The sequence below is a fragment of the Pseudoalteromonas holothuriae genome (assembly GCF_945859825.1).
GTDB classification, from domain to species: Bacteria; Pseudomonadota; Gammaproteobacteria; order Enterobacterales; family Alteromonadaceae; genus Pseudoalteromonas; species Pseudoalteromonas holothuriae.
Genome location: NZ_CAMAPC010000005.1, coordinates 119,848 through 137,451, shown reverse-complemented (window position 1 = coordinate 137,451; position 17,604 = coordinate 119,848). Strand labels below are relative to the sequence as shown.

The window sequence follows — 17,604 nt, the reverse complement described above, 5'->3', positions numbered from 1 at the left end:
TTGATGAGTTCAGTTCAGTCAGCTGTAACTGTATTAGGGGCGGGGTCTTATGGCACCGCCCTTGCTATTTGTTTCGCTCGAAATGGTCACCAGGTGACTTTATGGGGGCGAAATAAAGACGACGTTGCGACGCTTGCAGCTGAGCGAACAAACCAACGTTATCTGCCAGATTGCTCGTTTCCAGACTCTTTACAACTTGAAAGTGATTTATCTCAAGCTGTGAAAGCCAGTGAAATTGTCTTATTGGTGGTGCCTAGTCATGCATTTGCTGACACCCTTGCGTCAATGCGCAATGATTTGTTACCTAACGCACGTGTTGCTTGGGCGACCAAAGGATTAGAGCCTGAAACAGGGCGCTTGTTACAAGAGGTTGCACAGCAACAACTTGGTGAGCAAGTACCATTGGCGGTACTATCAGGGCCTACATTTGCTAGAGAAATGGCTGCTGGATTGCCAACGGCTATTTCAGTGGCCGCGACTGACTGTGCATTTGCCGGTGAATTGGCTAAGTTACTACATTGTGGTCGCTCATTTCGGGTATACGACAATGATGACTTTATCGGTATTCAATTGGGGGGTGCAGTTAAAAATGTAATCGCTATTGGTGCGGGAATGTCCGATGGTTTTGGCTTTGGCGCAAATGCTCGAACTGCATTGATCACTCGGGGGCTTGCAGAGCTTTGTCGATTAGGTACGGCTCTTGGCGCTCGCTCTGAAACCTTTATGGGTATGGCTGGCTTGGGAGATTTGATCCTCACTTGTACAGATAACCAATCGCGAAATCGTCGTTTTGGCTTAGCGCTTGGTAAAGGTCTGGGTGTTGATGAAGCAATGCACAGTATTGGTCAAGTGGTAGAAGGTTACCGCAATACCAAAGAAGTCTATTTATTAGCTCAACGTAGTGGTATTGAAATGCCAATTACTGAGCAAATTTATCACGTGTTGTATCAACAAAAAGATGTCAAAGAAGCAGCTATGGCGCTCTTAGGCCGCGAACAAAAAGCGGAGTGATTTGCTGCTATTTAAGTGACAGTTAAGGCCTGACTTCAATAACAGAATGGATTTAGGCCTTTTTACTTTCAGGCCAAGCGGTTTAATGAGAGCCTATTCTCTGATTTGCAATTTACGTAAGCTATTAAGTTGTATTGCTCATTTTGCGTATTGACCCCCTTTAATTTGAACAAAATTTATACCTCAAAGATCAACACATCCTAGCGTATGACTATGTACGCACTTTACTCGGGTTAACTCCACTGACAATCAAACTCATCAATGAATGCTTGTTCTAGTTGCTGCTTGTATTTTTTATTGATAGGTGAGCTGACGAGCTTTTTTAACTCATCTCCAGTTTGTGTTAATTTATAATAACTTAGTACCAGCTCATTACTTTTTGGAGTGAGGGTGAGCTTTTTGCTATGAAAAGAAAACTGTATTGACTGTCCTTGCTTTAAATTTGCAGATTCAATTTCTTTTCTATATACAATATTAATATCCATCAAAGTCAGTATATTGGGAAAGCTCAGGCCGGCACTACCTAGATTAATTGACTCTTTATTGCCTTTTCTTAGCAAATCAAAAAATGATGGCTTTTTATAGTAGCCTAGTAATATAAGGTAGCTGTCTTCTTTTTCTAAGTACCCACATAAAGCGGCGCACTTTTGTAACGCAGTGGCTTCTCTTTGGGTCATTTGCTTTAATGTTTGTAGACTTTTAATCGAAAAAGTCCCCGGTGAAACCGTCTCCCCGACTAAAATTTTTGCCCAAAGTTTTTGCATATTTTGATTCGCGATATCTTCTGCTAACACGATAAAATGTTCAAGCCAATCTGGGTCTGGGCGGCCTTGACTTGTAACATCAGGACAAACGCTCAGCGCCATTGCGGTAATTTGTTCTATGTTCTGTTGACGCTGTATTTTATTAAGTTGCTGGCGTTTTAACGCGCGCTTTAAAACACTTTCATCACTGCGTACTGAATAATTGATAGGCATAGTGCCTTTTGCACTATAACTATTATCGGAGCCACTACGCGTGCCAAAATCACGACTTTTAACCATAGTAAAACCAAGCTTTTCTTCTATTAATGTTGCTAGACTTGCTTTAGCTTGGGCATTTTTTACACTCATAGTGCAGCCCTTAATTTAAGTTCTGATTGCAAATTGTTATAGGCTGAAATTATCATTTGCCGTAAATGGTATTCAATATAAAGTGCAGTATAGCCACCTAGTAATGTTGAGTGTACCGCGCCAGATATTTGCCAGTTTACTGTAATAGAGTCATTGTGATGAGTAAAAGTTAACAGTCCTATTGCGCTATGCTCATTGTTAAATAGCATAGAAAATTCTATCCCTTGTTTTGTTTTTTTTGTAATTGTTAGCTCAATACGACCTAGTTGATGATCAATAGCGGCATGAGCCCCTACGCCGGTACTCGGTGTTGAGAAATGTATGTATTGGGTTTGGCTAATACGTTGCCACATCATTAGTTTTGACCACTGCTTTAAGTCGAGTAAAGCAAAAAGTTGGCGCTCATCAGTGGTCGAAAAGGTAATTTGTTGCTTTAATTGATACTTATGCGGCAACAGTAAGCCTGCTGCCACAAACAAGATTGTGACCAAAAGCAGTGCCTTCATTACAATGATGAGTATTTTAATACATACCTCCTGATGCAGTATTGCTGATATGCTACACGCAAGTACTTGAACATCGTCTATAATATCTCATGGGTGTGAGCGAAGTTTATATCTTGTAGTAAAAATGTACCACAATTCGTATGATGGTAAACGACTTAGTCAATCTAAGCACATAGAAAGTAAGTTGAGTGTTGAATTAAAGGATAAAAAATGGCGTCTGAACAAGATGATTTTTTGTTTTTAGATCATGATGAAGAACTTCAAGAAGTAGAAGAAGTTGCAAGCGCTGCTTGGGACATCTTGATTGTGGATGATGATCCTGAAATTCATTCTGTAACTACTTTGGCACTGTCAGGCGTTGAATTTTGGGGACGTTCTCTATTTTTTCATCATGCATACAGCGGCGCAGAGGCTATTGAAAAGCTGATCCACAACCCTGAAATTAGTGTGATGTTGTTAGATGTGGTTATGGAAACTGACGATGCCGGGTTAACTGTTGTCAAGCGTGTGCGTGACGAACTTAAAAATAATAGTGTACGAATTATTTTAAGGACTGGGCAGCCTGGACACGCGCCTGAAGAGCAAGTTATTCGTGATTATGATATTAACGATTATAAAATGAAAACCGAGCTAACTCGCTCAAAACTTGTTACTTCTATGATGACTGCTGTGCGTTCTTATCGTCAGATTTGTGAACTAGAAGCACAGAGCTTAGCGTTGAGCTCTATTTTAGATGCATGTAAAGGCATCTTAGGTCACAATGATATTAGCTCGTTTAGCTTGGCCGTAGTAACACATTTAGCAAAAATTTTGGGCAGTGAAGCCAATGGTATTGTCTGTGGGCAATTAGGTAAAGGCAAGCGTTTTACCGTGCTTGGTGGAACGAATCATTTTCAAGAGTCATTTGGTGATGGTTTAGAGCAGCTCGACAATGGCCGCGTAATTATGCAGGTACAAAACTGCTTTGACAGCGCTCAGCATCAGCGTACTGAACATGATATAACCGTGCTGCTCAAAGGTAAAAATCGCAGCGCAGCTATTTATATAGAGTTGGACATACAGCCAACAGATTCACAACTTCAATCAATGGAAGTGTTTTTAGCCAATGTGAGTGTTGGGTTAGACAATATTAAGTTATTTAATGAACTACGTGATGTTGCTTACAAAGATCCGTTGACTAAATTACCTAACCGCTCCAGTTTTACAGAAAAAATAACAAACTACTATAAGCCTAAAAGTAATGATTTATTGCTTATTCTTATTGATATAGCTCAGTTTTCAGATATCAACAATGGCTTGGGACAAGAGGTAGGTAACCAGTTGCTGATTGCGGTTATGACGCGCCTTGAGCAAGAGTTCCCACAAACTGAGTTATTAGCGCGTATTGGTGCCGATGTGTTTGCGCTGCTATTGCCCAAGGTCGCTTTTGAAGAGCAGATGTTTATAGATAGTTTATTAACGCCTTATCAAGTGAATGAGCATGTATTATCTATTCATTTTAGAGTGGGTGTGTGTGAACAAGATGACTTTGTGTGTAATGGCTTAGATACACTAAAATTGGCTTATATTGCTCTCAATCAAGCGAAGCAAGAAAATCGTGTGGTAGGACGTTATACGAGCGACCTTGAAGAGAAAATGGCTTGGAAGCTAGGACTGATCCGACAGCTAAGGCAAGATTTTGAGCATAAAAGGCTTGAAGTGTGGTATCAGCCACAACTATGTTTCAAAACTTTAGAGGTAGTTGGTTGTGAGGCATTACTCCGCTGGCCCTCAGGAAATGGTCGGTATATTTCCCCAGGTATTTTTGTTCCACTGGCAGAGAATGCGGGCTTGATTGTAGATATTGGTCAGTGGGTTTTGGAACAAGCATGTGAGCAACAAAAAAAGTTGGCTGCAATTGGCAAGTCAATTAGTGTGGCGGTAAATGTATCGGTTCCTCAGTTTAAAGTTGCTAACTATGCTCAAAGTGTAAAAGACACATTGCTAGAGTACCAAGTAGACCCTAAATTTATCGAACTGGAGGTTACAGAAAGTGTGGTCATGGATGAGATTGGTGCTGTGGTTGAAACATTAAGAGAGCTTCAAGAGTTTGGTGTAGAAGTAGCTATTGATGACTTTGGTACGGGTTTTTCATCATTGAGTTACTTGCAGACATTACCATTTTCTCGTCTAAAAATTGATCGTGCGTTTATTAAAGATATTCCACACAGCGATAGTGGTGCTATTGCTGAATTAGTCATTTCATTGGGACGTCACCTTGGTCGTAAAACAATTGCAGAAGGTGTTGAAACTAAAGAGCAAAGTGATTTACTCAAAAAAATGGGCTGTGATGAAGTACAAGGGTTTATGTACGCCAAGCCCATGCCCAGTGAAGCGTTAATGATGTTTTTAAAAAATTATAAGCCCAAAGTTAATTGAAGCGTCGCTAAGAAGCTAATTTATTATACTTGCTAATCTATGGTTTGTGGTCAGGAGCATTTAAGCTATAATTCGGCTCTTTTTTATCCTCTAGGCTGTCACTATGAGCACACTCAAAGCTGAACGTCCATTATTCTCATACCCAAAATACTGGGCTGAGTGTTATGGAACGGCTCCTTTTTTACCAACCACCCGTGAAGAAATGGACGCCTTAGGCTGGGATAGCTGTGACATTGTACTGATCACTGGCGATGCTTATGTGGATCACCCAAGTTTCGGCATGGCTGTAATTGGCCGCGTGCTAGAAGCGCAGGGCTTTAGGGTAGGAATTATTGCTCAGCCAGACTGGTCAAATAAAAATGCCTTTATGGACCTTGGTAAGCCAAATTTATTCTTTGGTGTAACAGCGGGTAACATGGACTCTATGATTAACCGTTATACTGCAGAAAAACGTATGCGCCATGATGATGCATATACGCCTGACAATATCGGTGGAAAGCGTCCAGACCGTGCCGTGGTTGTTTATAGCCAACGTTGCCGCGAAGCTTATAAAGAAGTGCCTTTGGTGATCGGAGGTATTGAAGCAAGCTTAAGACGCATCGCGCATTATGACTATTGGCAAGAAAAGGTACGTCGTAGCATTATCTTTGATGCTAAAGCCGATATTCTTATTTATGGCAACGCAGAACGCCCGTTGGTTGAAGTTGCTCACCGTATCGCCAAAGGCGACTCTATCGAAGACATTCAAGATGTACGTGGTACTGCCGTTATTCGCAAAACCCCTTTACCACAATGGCGAGGTAGTGACTCTACAGCCATCGACAAAGTGGGAAAAATTGATCCAATCCCCAACCCCTATGGCGCCGATGATGTTGGCTGTAGCAAATCTGAATTTACCAAAGCGGGTATTGATTTATCTGCCGATACTGCAAAACCTATTACAATTCAGCCACCAAGATTAAAGCCTTGGGAAAAGGTGTATGTAAAGCTGCCAGCTTATGAACAGGTTAGTGTCAATAAACCGCTGTATGCTCATGCTTCTCGAATTTTACACCAAGAAACTAATCCAGGGTGTGCTCGAGCGCTTTTTCAGCGCCATGGCGATCGCTATATTTGGGTTAACCCGCCAGCTTTCCCGTTGGAGACGCATGAGATGGATGCGGTGTTTGGATTACCTTATCAGCGCGTGCCGCATCCAAGTTATGGGGATGCAAAAATACCGGCCTATGACATGATCAAAACATCGGTCAACATTATGCGAGGCTGTTTTGGGGGATGTAGTTTTTGTTCTATCACTGAACATGAAGGACGAATTATTCAAAGTCGTTCAGAAGAATCAATTATCGAAGAGATAGAACAAATCCGTGATAAAGTACCGGGCTTTACTGGGGTTATTTCTGATTTAGGTGGCCCTACTGCAAATATGTACAAGCTACGTTGTAAAAGTAAAAAAGCAGAAAGTACCTGCCGCCGTTTATCGTGTGTTTATCCTGATATTTGTAAACATATGGACACCGACCACACTCCAACTATTGATTTATATCGTAAGGCGCGAGATGTTGAAGGAGTAAAGAAAATACTTATTGCATCGGGAGTTCGTTATGACTTGGCGATTGAAGACCCTCGCTACGTAAAAGAGTTGGTGACGCACCATGTTGGCGGTTATTTGAAAATAGCGCCAGAACATACCGAGCAAGGGCCTTTGTCTAAAATGATGAAACCGGGTATGGGTACATATGATAAATTTAAAGCATTATTTGATAAATACTCAAAAGAAGCAGGAAAAAAGCAGTATTTGATCCCGTACTTTATTTCAGCGCACCCAGGCACAACAGATGAAGATATGGTTAATATGGCGTTATGGTTAAAATCAAATGATTTTAAGTTAGATCAGGTGCAAAACTTCTACCCATCACCGATGGCTAATGCGACGACGATTTACCACACCGAAATGAATTCGCTGCGAAATATTAAAAATAATAAAGAGCAGGTGAGTGTACCTAAAGGCGCAAGGCAAAGACGGTTACATAAGGCTATTTTACGTTATCATGACGAATCAGGTTGGCCTATGATCCGTGAGGCGTTACGCGCTATGGGCAAAGCGAACCTGATTGGTAAAGGACCAAACTGCTTAGTACCAGAAGAGGGAAGAGCACAAAGGTCAAAGGCAAATCATAAAGGTAAAGGTGGGCAAGCAGCACTGACTCGTCATACCGGATTTGGCCAGTTCAAAAAAGCGAATACTAAACCCAAAGTGGCAGGCAATAGACAAAGGGTAAAATAGTGTATCAGTAAAAATTATTCTATATTTATGATTCTAAAAGATAATTTATAGATAATAGCAGTTTTATTAAAACATTGACCATGCTAGCGAGCTATATAACTCATTAACTGCGTTAAAAATTGCTCACATAGAATATGTTACTAAGTCATTTTTATGTCGCACTATTTGATTGTTTTTAATGCAATTGGTCTAACTTGAATATGATTTAAAGATTGGCAGCGTCATAAAATTGCTCAAACAGTGCTTCATCACCAAGGAGTGCTTGTTTGAGTGGGCCCCATTGTCTTAGCTGGTGGCCTGCTACGGCTCGCCACTGCGCCATTTCATCCACTGTGGGTTGGTAAATCTTTGTGCCTAGTTGTTTTAAGCCAAGTTCACAATATTGTTCAACCCGAGGGAGCTGCGCTAAATGTGCCTCAAAAGTTGCTTTAGAGGCCGTTTTTAGAGCATACCTCAACTCTTTTGACAAGCCATTAAACCAAGACTGATTCACTACAAATAACCAACCATCTTGAACACTCTTAATTTGTGACACAGTCCCCAGATGCTGTTTTAAATTATTCGGGCCATTAAACAGCCCAACTACAGAAGGGTCGAGCGCATTAATCCGTCCACCTCGTGCGAGAGTGGCCGTTTTATTCCAAGGAACTTCAACGGCCGAAGTACCACACAAATCATAAAATTGTTGCAGTGCTTTACTTGCCGGTATACGAAATATGATGTTGTGCATATCTTGTGGTGTTTTGATTGTTTCGCCATAGCGTTTCGTTGAAGTTGCGGTTCTTGTTCCGGGTAAGTAATGCATTAAAATTGTTAATTTACCTTGGCGATGTATTTTATCGATGATTTGACTTTGCCATAACTTGGATGAAATAAGTTTGAGGTAGTTGTGTCGTTGCGCACACCAAAATGGAATATTAAGTATATCCAGTGCTGGTAGGGTAGGTGTTAAATTTGATACTGAGATCAGCGCACCATGAATAGAGCCTCTGGCAACGAGTGCCGCAAGCTTGGTACCAACACCTAATTTACCTTTGTGGAACACATTTAAATATATTTTACTGTTACTGAAATACTCAATATTTTCTTTTAGCTGTTGATGCATATGAGGTGATGAGCGCCACTGATTTGTATCATAGGGTGAAGCAAAGACCATATTAATTGATGCTTTATTGCATCGCTCAAACTCCAATTCATTCACTTTTTTGCAATTACCTTGTGCAAATAAAGGAAGTGGTAAAGTGAGTCCAGCACCAAGGCAAGCTAATTGTTTAGTAAAGAGCCGACGAGTTGGACTATTGTTGTTGGCATACTCTTTTTTATCAGCTGTCATACTACTTATATTATTAACTTGATAATAATTTAAGCTTAGCAGAGAACAACCATATATTGGTGTTAAGCACTTTATTTACTAAGCTTATGTTATAACCCTTTGTTGAGCAGTCATTTGTGCAAATTTCACAGTCAAAGTTAGTTTTTAAAGTCGTACTTGTTAGCGGGCTGATGTTGAGTGTTTTTATAGCTTGGATTTTGATCTCTCTAGTTTATGAGCAACTCAGAGCTGAGCAACAATTAAACCAATTTAACCGTTTGTTTCAAGGTGTACAACATACCTACACCACAATAGTAACGCAGGAAAAAGGTTTAGCAGAATATACTTTAGCTGTGAAAAAGTTGCAGCGTTACTTGAGTGACCATCAAGGTCAAAACTCCTCTTTGTTTAGTCAACGCTTGGTAAATCAAGTTGACTTACAAGTTGTATTACTTGCTTCTGAGAGCACAACCTCAAATGATTTCTCAAAGCTGCCTCAGGCATCAAAGAACACTCGTTTTTTACAACTTACACAGGGCAATAATGCTTTAGCAGAAACGTTTGCTCAGCAATTTTCACAAACGCCAACTGCTGAGCAACCTCTTGATGTGAGATGGTTGTCTTTGCTATTAGTTGCACTTCTTTTGTGGGGGGCTTTGTTGTATTGTCTTTATAGAAAGCTAAGCCAAGGTATTGCATTAACAGAGCAAGTGCTCAGTGATGTCAAAGGGCTACAGTCATATCGTTTACCTGAGCATTGTAAAGGGCAGTTAGTTGCAGAGCCTCAATTGCAAGAACTGCTTGAGTTTACGAATGTGTTAGCAACAAGGTTAGATCAGGTGCATGCACGATTTATAGAAGAGGCGCAAGAAGCTACTTTAGGTAGTATGGTCCAAGGCTTTTCTAAGTCATTACAGCATACCGTTGAGCATGCGGCAACACACCAAAAGCGGCTAAATACCATTGTAAACAAGCTTACCTGTGGTCAAGCGAATGAAGGTCAAGTATCTCAATTGTTGACTAAATCACAGCAAATATTAACGCAATTAGATGTTGATCTTGCAAATATTTATGATCTTTTAGCTGACTTTGAGCATATCTCAAATTATCAGCAGTTTGATGTAGTTGTGGGGTTTAATCTTAAACAACTGGTTGAAAATGTATTTGCACGTCATAGTACTGAACTTATAACCGAGCAGTTTCAGGTTAGTTATGAGATACCTGATACGTTGCAACTGCAAAGCTACCCAGCGGTATTTGAACAAGTATGCCATCACTGTATTAGTAATAGCGTTAAACATGCAAAACATACAGATAAACCATTACATATTGTGGTGTCTGCTATGGTTGTGAATGATTTTGTTCATTTGTACTTTAAAGATGATGGGGTGGGGATAGACAGTGAGCTATTACCTATTTTAGCTCAGCCATCGCTTAATAGTAGGCAGCATTTTGGCAAATTAGGTTTGGGGTTGAGTGTGATTTATCATTTAGTGACAGATAAGTTAAAGGGGGAGTTAAAAGTTCAAAGTCCTGCACACGGTGGTGCATGCATTCATATAGTGTTGGCAAATACTCTGTTTAGTCAATCACCTACTGTGCGAACAAGTTACCGTAAAAAATATAATGAAAGCAAGGCTCCTTAGGTATGGTTTCTTAATAATTGAAAAAGGCTGCTATTGCAGCCTTTTATTATTCATTAGTAAAAAGTCTTAAGACTTTTTACTTGCTACCCATTCATCAACAAAGTTCTCTAGTACGTTCAATGGTACTGGACCATTTTTTAGAACTACATCATGGAACTGACGAATATCAAATTTGTCACCTAGCTCTTTTTTAGCCGCTTCTCTTAACTCTAAAATTTTCAACATACCGATTTTATAAGCGGTAGCTTGCGATGGCATAACGATATGACGTTCAACCATTTTTACGCCGTCAGACTTTGCATTTGGAGTATTATTTACATAGTAATCAATACCTTCTTGACGTGTCCATTTCATTGCATGAATACCAGTGTCTACAACTAGTCGACATGCACGCCATAGTTCCATTGCTAAGCGACCAAAATCTGAGTAAGGGTCTTCATACAAGCCCATTTCTTTTGGTACAAGCTCAGAGTATAAGCCCCAACCTTCAATGTAGGCTGTATAACCACCAAATTTTCGGAACTTAGGGACACCTTCAAGTTCTTGTGCAATAGCAATTTGCATATGGTGCCCTGGCAGCCCCTCATGATAAGCCAATGCTTCCATTTGGTAAGTTGGCATAGCCTCCATATCATACAAGTTCGCGTAGTAAATACCTGGACGTGAGCCATCTGGGGCTGGTTGTTGGTAAAATGCTTTACCTGCAGCTTTTTCTCGGAAAGCTTCAACACGTTTTACAATCATGTCTGCTTTTGGCTTAACAATAAATAGCTCATCAAGGCGTAATTTCATGTTATCGATAAGTGCAGTAGCCTCGTTCAGATATTGCTCTTTACCCGCCTCAGTATTTGGCAAATAGAACTGCTTATCGGTTTTCATGAATTCCATGAACGCTTTTAAGTCACCTTTAAAACCCACTTTGTCTTTAATTTCACGCATTTCATCATGGATGCGAGCGACTTCAGATAGACCAATTTCATGGATCTCTTTAGCTGTTAAGTCAGTCGTTGTCGTGCGAGCTAACGCATTGTTGAAAAACGCTTCACCATCAGGGAATTTCCAAGCACCATCGCGGTTATCTGCTCGTTTCTCTAGTTGTGCAAGGTAATTTATAAGTTTGCTATAAGCCGGTTTCACAGCCGTTTTTAACGCATCAGTCGCTTGAGCAGTAAGCGCAGACTTTTCATCATCAGCGATGCTTAGTTTCTCTACTTTGCGCTTAAAGTCTGCCAGTAAGGTTGAATCATCACCACTATCAAAAGGTGCACCAACAATGATATTTTTACTTGATTCAATCACATGAGGAAAAACAAATTTAGGAGCAATAATCCCTTTGTTAGATCGGTTCTTTAAACCGTCAATTAGTTGTTCAAAAACTTTTGGTACACCATTTAAACGTGAAATATATGCTTTTGCATCTTTCACATCAGAGATTTGATGTTGGTTGATTAAAAACGCAGGTACCATTGAGTGAGTACCAAACATTTGGTTCACAGGATAGTCGTGAAGGCGCCATTTAAAGTCAGCTATTTCATTTTCTAAGTTTTGTTGCATTAAGTCATAGCTAACTTGTGTCGCAGTATCTAATTTATTACGGTCTATGCTTTTTAGTGTTAAGAGGTCTTTTTTGGTTAGCGCTAAATCCTCTAGTGCTCGCTCTTCACTCTCGTCATCCCACTTATCATAATCTTGTTTAATCCCCATGTAAGTTTGATAAACAGGGCTTCGCATTACATTACGAGTAAACACTTCTTCAAAAAATGCATTCGCTTTTTCGATTTCGCTTTGTGATACTTGTTGCACTTGTTGTGTAGGAGCAGGTTTTTCGGCTGTTTGCTGACAACCACCTAGTAAAGCTACGCTAATAGCAGCAGCAATAACAGTAAGTTTACGCATTGTTCTACCTTTGTTTTTATTTAGGAGCCTAAGGCTCAGTCTTTAAAAAATGTATAAAAATTGGCGATTATTAAAACTAATTTAAACAAATGATTGTAGCAGGTCATTTAAATATCTGTGGCCCTTATTTGTAACTAACCATGAATCACCTTGATCAAGCAATAGACCTTTTGATTGAGCACTATTGAGCTTGCTTTCAATGAGCGCTAGTGACAGTCCAGTAAAGTCGATAAATTCTTGCTTATTACAGGGCTGTTGCAAGCGCAGGCAATTCATAAAAAACTCAAATGGTCGATCTTTGTGCTCGACTTGCCAGCTGTCAAATAGATACGGTTTAGTTAAGTCCATGTACCCTCTAGGGTGCTTTATTTTAACTGTTCGCACGATCTCATTTAGACCTGGTTGGGTGATTTTGCCATGTGCTCCACATCCGATCCCAAGATAATCGCCGAACTGCCAATAATTCAGGTTGTGTTTACACTGGTATCCTGTTTTTGCATAGCCAGATATTTCGTATTGCTGATATCCCGCCTGTGCTAATAAAGCTTGACCTTGTTCTTGAATATCCCAAAGAGTTTCGTCTTCGGGAAGAACAGGGGGTTTAGATGCAAATTGTGTATTTGGCTCAATAGTGAGTTGGTACCAAGAAATATGCGGTGGCTGCAAATCAATGACACGCTGAAGGTCGCTCAATGCATCAGGCAATGTTTGATTTGGTAAACCATGCATTAAATCCATGTTGAACGAGTTTAATCCAGCTTTTTTTGCTTCGTTAGCTGCATTGAGCGCCTCTTGTTCACCATGAATACGCCCTAGCGCTTTGAGCTTGTCTGATTGAAGGCTTTGTACACCAATCGATATGCGGTTAATACCAGCCTCAACATAGTGCTTAAAGCGGTCTGTTTCGACGGTACCTGGGTTCGCTTCAAGGGTTATTTCAATATCCTGTTCAAATTCTACTAAGTTATTTATTTCACCTAATAAAGACTGATATGCGTCTGCGGATAGCAAACTAGGCGTGCCGCCGCCGATAAAAATGCTATGCAGCTTGCGGTTTTGTACCAAATGCAAATCGGCTTTAAAGTCGGCTAATAAATGCTGTACATACTCTTGTTCAGGCACTTTACCTTTTAAGCTATGACTGTTGAAATCACAATAAGGGCATTTTTGTATACACCATGGAACGTGTATGTATAAACTCAGTGGAGGCAGTTTCACAAACGAGCCTGCAGTTGATTGAGCAACATATTGAGTGCTTGACCTCGGTGGCTAATGGCATTTTTTTGTGCTTTAGTCAGATCTGCACTGGTACACTCGAGTTGTGGAATATAAAAGATAGGATCATATCCAAAACCTTCACGACCTTGTTGCTTAGTTGTGATTTCACCCTGCCAACTTGCTTGGCAAATAATCGGCGTAGGATCGTTGGCATGGCGCATATATACCAGTACACACCAAAAGCGGGCGCTTCGTACGGGGTTGTCGCCAAGCTCTAATAACAATTTGTCGATATTATCTTGATCATTGGCATTGATACCTGCATAGCGCGCAGAAAAAATGCCCGGCGCGCCGTTAAGCGCGTCGACCTCTAACCCCGAATCATCAGCAATGGCCGCAAGACCTGTCACTTTAGCTGCATGACGCGCTTTAATAATGGCATTTTCTACAAAGGTAGTGCCAGTTTCTGCCACATCTGAAACACTAAACTGACTTTGCGGTAATACTTCAATGCTGAGCTCACTGAGCATATTTGCAAGCTCTTTCACTTTGCCTTGATTACCTGTCGCTAAGACAATTTTTTGGGTCATACTACTTTAATCCACATAAAATTTTTGCTGAAACTTTAATACCTGCTGGGTATTACCTTGTTGAATGTTTATCGTAAAACGATAAATCTCTTCATTATCAAAATCTATTTGCGCAAGGTAATAGACCGACTCTCCGTCAACAACCTCTTTAAACGTAAGTGTTTGCTTATTGCCAATTAGATTACGTGCTTCACCTGTTAAAGTGGCTTGTTGCGCCGTTTTTTCAGTGTTATTTTTTAACACTGAAATATTCACAACTGCTTTGTAATTACTGCGTTCTAAGTCGTAAGATCTGGCAATGTTAGGCTGTATAAATGTTGAAGGAAAAGCAATATAATGGACTTGCCACGCGCCTAACTCTTTAAATTGACCACCTTGAGTTGATTGAGCTTGCACAAAAGTAGAGGCAATAAGCACTAAGGCTAAGAGTAAATATTTGTTCATGATTAAGGCTCCTATGCGAGTAAGTCCATCACCAGCAATTGTAAAAATTGCATACCAATGATCAGCACTAAGATTGATAAGTCTAAACCGCCCAGTGGTGGAATAACTTTACGAATAGGTCTTAACATCGGTTCAGTTAGTTGGTCAAATACCGCTGCTATTGGGTTGTAGCCTTGTGCAACCCAACTTAATATTGCTCTAATGATAAGTATCCAAAATACCAAAGAGAATGCTTCTTTCAATACGGTGACGGACCCACTGATAAGAGTACTTATAGGATCCCAGCCGCCATAAAAAAGCACCATTAGCAAAGATACTTTAGCAAAGCCCACAATGAACGCCAGCAATAGAGAAGCAAAGTCGAGCCCCCCAACACCAGGAATGATTTTTCGCAGAGGATTGACTGCAAATGAAGTGACTTTTACGACCGTTTGACTCAGTGGGTTATAAAAATCAGCACGCACTAGTTGTAACCAAAAGCGTAATAATACGAGCATTAAAAATAGATCAAAAATGATCCCGATTAAAAATTGCATGGCATTCATAAATTAACCTTATATTTCTTTTTCCATTGCTTCTGCGCGGGCAATACAATCATCCATTGCACCTGCGACTGTCGCGTGTAAATTTTGAGATTTTAAATGTTCAACTGCAGCATGTGTGGTGCCGCCTTTAGAGGTTACATTCGCCCGTAACTGAGCGATGCTAATATCAGGCTGTGAGATAGCCATTTCAGCAGCCCCTAAGGCTGTTTGTTGTACTAATTGGCGTGCCTGCTGTGCACTAAAGCCAAGTGTTTTAGCTTTTTCTTCAATTGCTTCCATAAACAAGAAAAAGTAGGCCGGTGAAGAGCCTGTCACAGCAATTACGTCATTGATCTGAGATTCTTGCTCTACCCAAGTTGCAATTCCAGTAGCAGAAAATACTTCAGTCACATAAGCGTGTTCATCTTGGCTAATGTCTTCACCATATAAGCCACACACACCTCTGCCTAATAGGCATGGCGTATTTGGCATGCAACGCACCATTTTTACTTTCTGTGCCAACATGTCTCTTAGGCGAGAGACGGTAATGCCTGCTGCAACAGAGATAAACAGTTTATTACTAATATCAATACCTGAATCTTGAAAGCTTTGGCAAAGCTCAGCCATCATTTGTGGCTTTACCGATAAGACAATAACATCAGCATCACGTAGCGCCTGATTATTATCTGAGGTGGTTTGTACTTGGAAGTCTGCTGTAACTTTGGCGAGCTTATCTTGATTACGATTGGTAGCAATGATATTTTGCGGCGCAAAGCCATTTTTAATCATGCCACCAATTATCGCGTAGCTCATATTACCTGTGCCAATGAATGCAATTGTTTTATTAGACATAGCGAGTACTTACCTTATTTTCTTGAGCCAAATATATCAGTGCCAATGCGAACCATAGTGGCGCCAGCTGCAATAGCAGGTTCTAAATCACCACTCATACCCATCGACAATGTATCTAGCTGAGGATATTGGTCCTTTAGTCTATCAAAGCAAGCTTTCATTTGCTGGAAATATTGTAATTGTTTATTTTTATCATTGGTTTGTTCAGTGATGGTCATTAGTCCTCTTAGGTTCAACTGACGACTGTTATGGATAAATTCAGCGAGTTCGTCAAGTATCTCTAATTGGCAGCCTGATTTATTTTTATCGGCACTGATATTAACTTGAATAAGCACATTGAGCGGCATTAAATTAGTGGGTCGTTGCTCATTTAAACGTCTCGCTATTTTTTCACGGTCTACACTTTGTACCCAATTAAAGTGCTCTGCTACCAAGCGAGATTTATTGGATTGAATGGGGCCAATAAAATGCCACTCAATGTCTTTTTTACTTTTTAAGAGGATTATTTTATCTACAGCCTCTTGAACATAGGATTCACCAAATTGACGATGCCCATGTGCATAGGCATCTTCGATAAGTTCGATAGGTTTAGTCTTAGAAACTGCTAAAATAGTAACAGGATGCTCTGTAATGAGGTCATCTGTACGTTGTTGTGCGGCTTTTTCTACACGGGCGTAGGCCAAGTTAAGTCGTTCTGCTATTGTAACCATATTATTTTTCAGCTCGTAGTGGAGTCATACATGGATATTACTGAGTTATTGGCTTTTAGTGTGCAACACAAAGCCTCCGATTTACATTTATCATCGGGCGTATCGCCTATGATACGCGTTGATGGTGACGTGCGCCGCGTTAATATTCCAGCGCTTGAAGCGAAGGATGTTAGCAATCTGGTGTACGATATCATGAATGATAACCAGCGCAGAGACTATGAGCAAAATCTAGAGGTGGATTTTTCTTTTGAGGTGCCTAATTTAGCCCGTTTTCGTGTAAATGCCTTTAATACCAATAGGGGGCCTGCGGCTGTTTTTAGGACCATTCCAGCGGATGTATTAAGCCTGGATGATTTAGGTGCGCCGGACATTTTTCGTAAAATAGCAGAGTATCGTAAGGGGCTAGTGCTGGTCACCGGTCCAACAGGGTCGGGTAAGTCTACAACGCTGGCAGCTTTGGTTGATCATATTAATGCAACGCAGCATTACCATGTTCTAACAATCGAAGACCCTATTGAATTTGTTCATAAAAACCAAAAAAGTTTGATAAACCAACGAGAGGTCCATCGTGATACTCGCAGTTTTAAAGCGGCCTTACGCAGTGCATTACGTGAAGACCCTGATGTTATTTTAGTCGGTGAACTACGTGATTTAGAAACTATACGATTAGCCATGACAGCCGCTGAAACTGGACATTTAGTGTTTGGTACATTGCATACTACGTCTGCACCGAAAACAATTGACCGAATTATTGATGTTTTTCCCGGTGAAGAAAAAGACATGGTGAGATCTATGCTGTCAGAGTCACTTCAAGCGGTGATCTCACAAACATTAGTGAGAAAAGTAAGTGGTGGACGTGTTGCAGCACACGAAATTATGCTTGGCACACCCGCTATACGTAACTTGATCCGAGAAGATAAAATCCCGCAGATGTACTCAACGATTCAAACGGGTGCAATCCACGGTATGCAAACAATGGAGCAATGTTTGACTAACTTTGTCAACAGAGGAGTCATATCACAACAAGATATCCAAACTCAGACGCAAGATAAACGTAATCAGAGTAATTTTTAAGGAGTAC

At 40.5% G+C, this 17,604-nt stretch carries 15 protein-coding genes; 5 read left to right on the top strand and 10 right to left on the bottom strand.

Annotated elements, in window-relative coordinates; genetic code table 11:
• Positions 1-3: 3 nt before the first annotated feature.
• Positions 4-1,011, top strand: a complete 1,008-nt coding sequence (gene gpsA, locus OCI93_RS08560) for an NAD(P)H-dependent glycerol-3-phosphate dehydrogenase (protein ID WP_261592017.1) — start codon at positions 4-6, stop codon at positions 1,009-1,011.
• Between the two features lie 233 nt (positions 1,012-1,244).
• Here gpsA and OCI93_RS08555 read toward each other — a convergent pair whose 3' ends face one another.
• Positions 1,245-2,123 carry a TIGR03899 family protein gene (locus OCI93_RS08555; protein ID WP_261592018.1) on the bottom strand — a complete coding sequence of 293 codons (879 nt, stop codon included), beginning with the start codon at positions 2,121-2,123 and terminating at the stop codon, positions 1,245-1,247.
• Entirely contained in the window at positions 2,120-2,614 is a 495-nt protein-coding gene (locus OCI93_RS08550) for an SRPBCC family protein (protein ID WP_261626209.1), read from the bottom strand. The genes OCI93_RS08555 and OCI93_RS08550 overlap by 4 nt, the downstream gene beginning before the upstream one ends.
• A 225-nt stretch (positions 2,615-2,839) precedes the next feature.
• Between OCI93_RS08550 and OCI93_RS08545 the strand changes: the two genes are divergently transcribed.
• Positions 2,840-5,047, top strand: coding sequence for a bifunctional diguanylate cyclase/phosphodiesterase (locus OCI93_RS08545; RefSeq protein ID WP_261626208.1), 2,208 nt, complete (start codon positions 2,840-2,842; stop codon positions 5,045-5,047).
• A 103-nt stretch (positions 5,048-5,150) separates the two neighbouring features.
• On the top strand, positions 5,151-7,331 hold the full coding sequence (locus tag OCI93_RS08540) for a YgiQ family radical SAM protein (RefSeq protein ID WP_261592021.1): 2,181 nt from the start codon (positions 5,151-5,153) through the stop codon (positions 7,329-7,331).
• A 205-nt stretch (positions 7,332-7,536) separates the two neighbouring features.
• On the opposite strand, the gene dctP is transcribed toward OCI93_RS08540, so the two are convergent.
• Positions 7,537-8,664, bottom strand: a complete 1,128-nt coding sequence (dctP, locus tag OCI93_RS08535; protein WP_261592022.1) for a TRAP transporter substrate-binding protein DctP — start codon at positions 8,662-8,664, stop codon at positions 7,537-7,539.
• Between the two features lie 116 nt (positions 8,665-8,780).
• On the opposite strand from dctP, the gene OCI93_RS08530 reads away from it, so the two are divergent.
• Positions 8,781-10,289, top strand: coding sequence for a sensor histidine kinase (locus tag OCI93_RS08530; RefSeq protein ID WP_261626207.1), 1,509 nt, complete (start codon positions 8,781-8,783; stop codon positions 10,287-10,289).
• 66 nt (positions 10,290-10,355) lie between these two features.
• Here the strand turns inward: OCI93_RS08530 and OCI93_RS08525 are convergent, their stop codons facing one another.
• The 7 genes from OCI93_RS08525 to OCI93_RS08495 form a co-directional block, all read right to left on the bottom strand.
• A complete protein-coding gene (locus OCI93_RS08525) occupies positions 10,356-12,185 on the bottom strand; it encodes a DUF885 domain-containing protein (RefSeq protein ID WP_261592024.1) in 1,830 nt (609 codons plus the stop codon).
• 81 nt (positions 12,186-12,266) lie between these two features.
• Entirely contained in the window at positions 12,267-13,403 is a 1,137-nt protein-coding gene (gene hemW, locus OCI93_RS08520; RefSeq protein WP_261626206.1) for a radical SAM family heme chaperone HemW, read from the bottom strand.
• Positions 13,400-13,993: an XTP/dITP diphosphatase gene (locus tag OCI93_RS08515; RefSeq protein WP_261592026.1), complete on the bottom strand. Its 594-nt coding sequence runs from the start codon at positions 13,991-13,993 to the stop codon at positions 13,400-13,402. Before OCI93_RS08515 ends, hemW begins: the two co-directional genes overlap by 4 nt.
• A gap of 6 nt (positions 13,994-13,999) precedes the next feature.
• Positions 14,000-14,437 (bottom strand): DUF4426 domain-containing protein, encoded by a 438-nt coding sequence (locus OCI93_RS08510; protein ID WP_261592027.1) that lies wholly within the window; start codon positions 14,435-14,437, stop codon positions 14,000-14,002.
• An 11-nt stretch (positions 14,438-14,448) separates the two neighbouring features.
• Positions 14,449-14,982 carry a YggT family protein gene (locus OCI93_RS08505; protein ID WP_261592028.1) on the bottom strand — a complete coding sequence of 178 codons (534 nt, stop codon included), beginning with the start codon at positions 14,980-14,982 and terminating at the stop codon, positions 14,449-14,451.
• Positions 14,983-14,991: 9 nt separating this feature from the next.
• A complete protein-coding gene (gene proC, locus OCI93_RS08500; RefSeq protein WP_261626205.1) occupies positions 14,992-15,813 on the bottom strand; it encodes a pyrroline-5-carboxylate reductase in 822 nt (273 codons plus the stop codon).
• Positions 15,814-15,827: 14 nt separating this feature from the next.
• On the bottom strand, positions 15,828-16,523 hold the full coding sequence (locus OCI93_RS08495) for a YggS family pyridoxal phosphate-dependent enzyme (protein ID WP_261592030.1): 696 nt from the start codon (positions 16,521-16,523) through the stop codon (positions 15,828-15,830).
• A gap of 30 nt (positions 16,524-16,553) precedes the next feature.
• Here OCI93_RS08495 and OCI93_RS08490 point away from each other — a divergent pair, with 30 nt between their 5' ends.
• Positions 16,554-17,597 carry a type IV pilus twitching motility protein PilT gene (locus OCI93_RS08490; RefSeq protein ID WP_261592031.1) on the top strand — a complete coding sequence of 348 codons (1,044 nt, stop codon included), beginning with the start codon at positions 16,554-16,556 and terminating at the stop codon, positions 17,595-17,597.
• Positions 17,598-17,604: the final 7 nt, after the last annotated feature.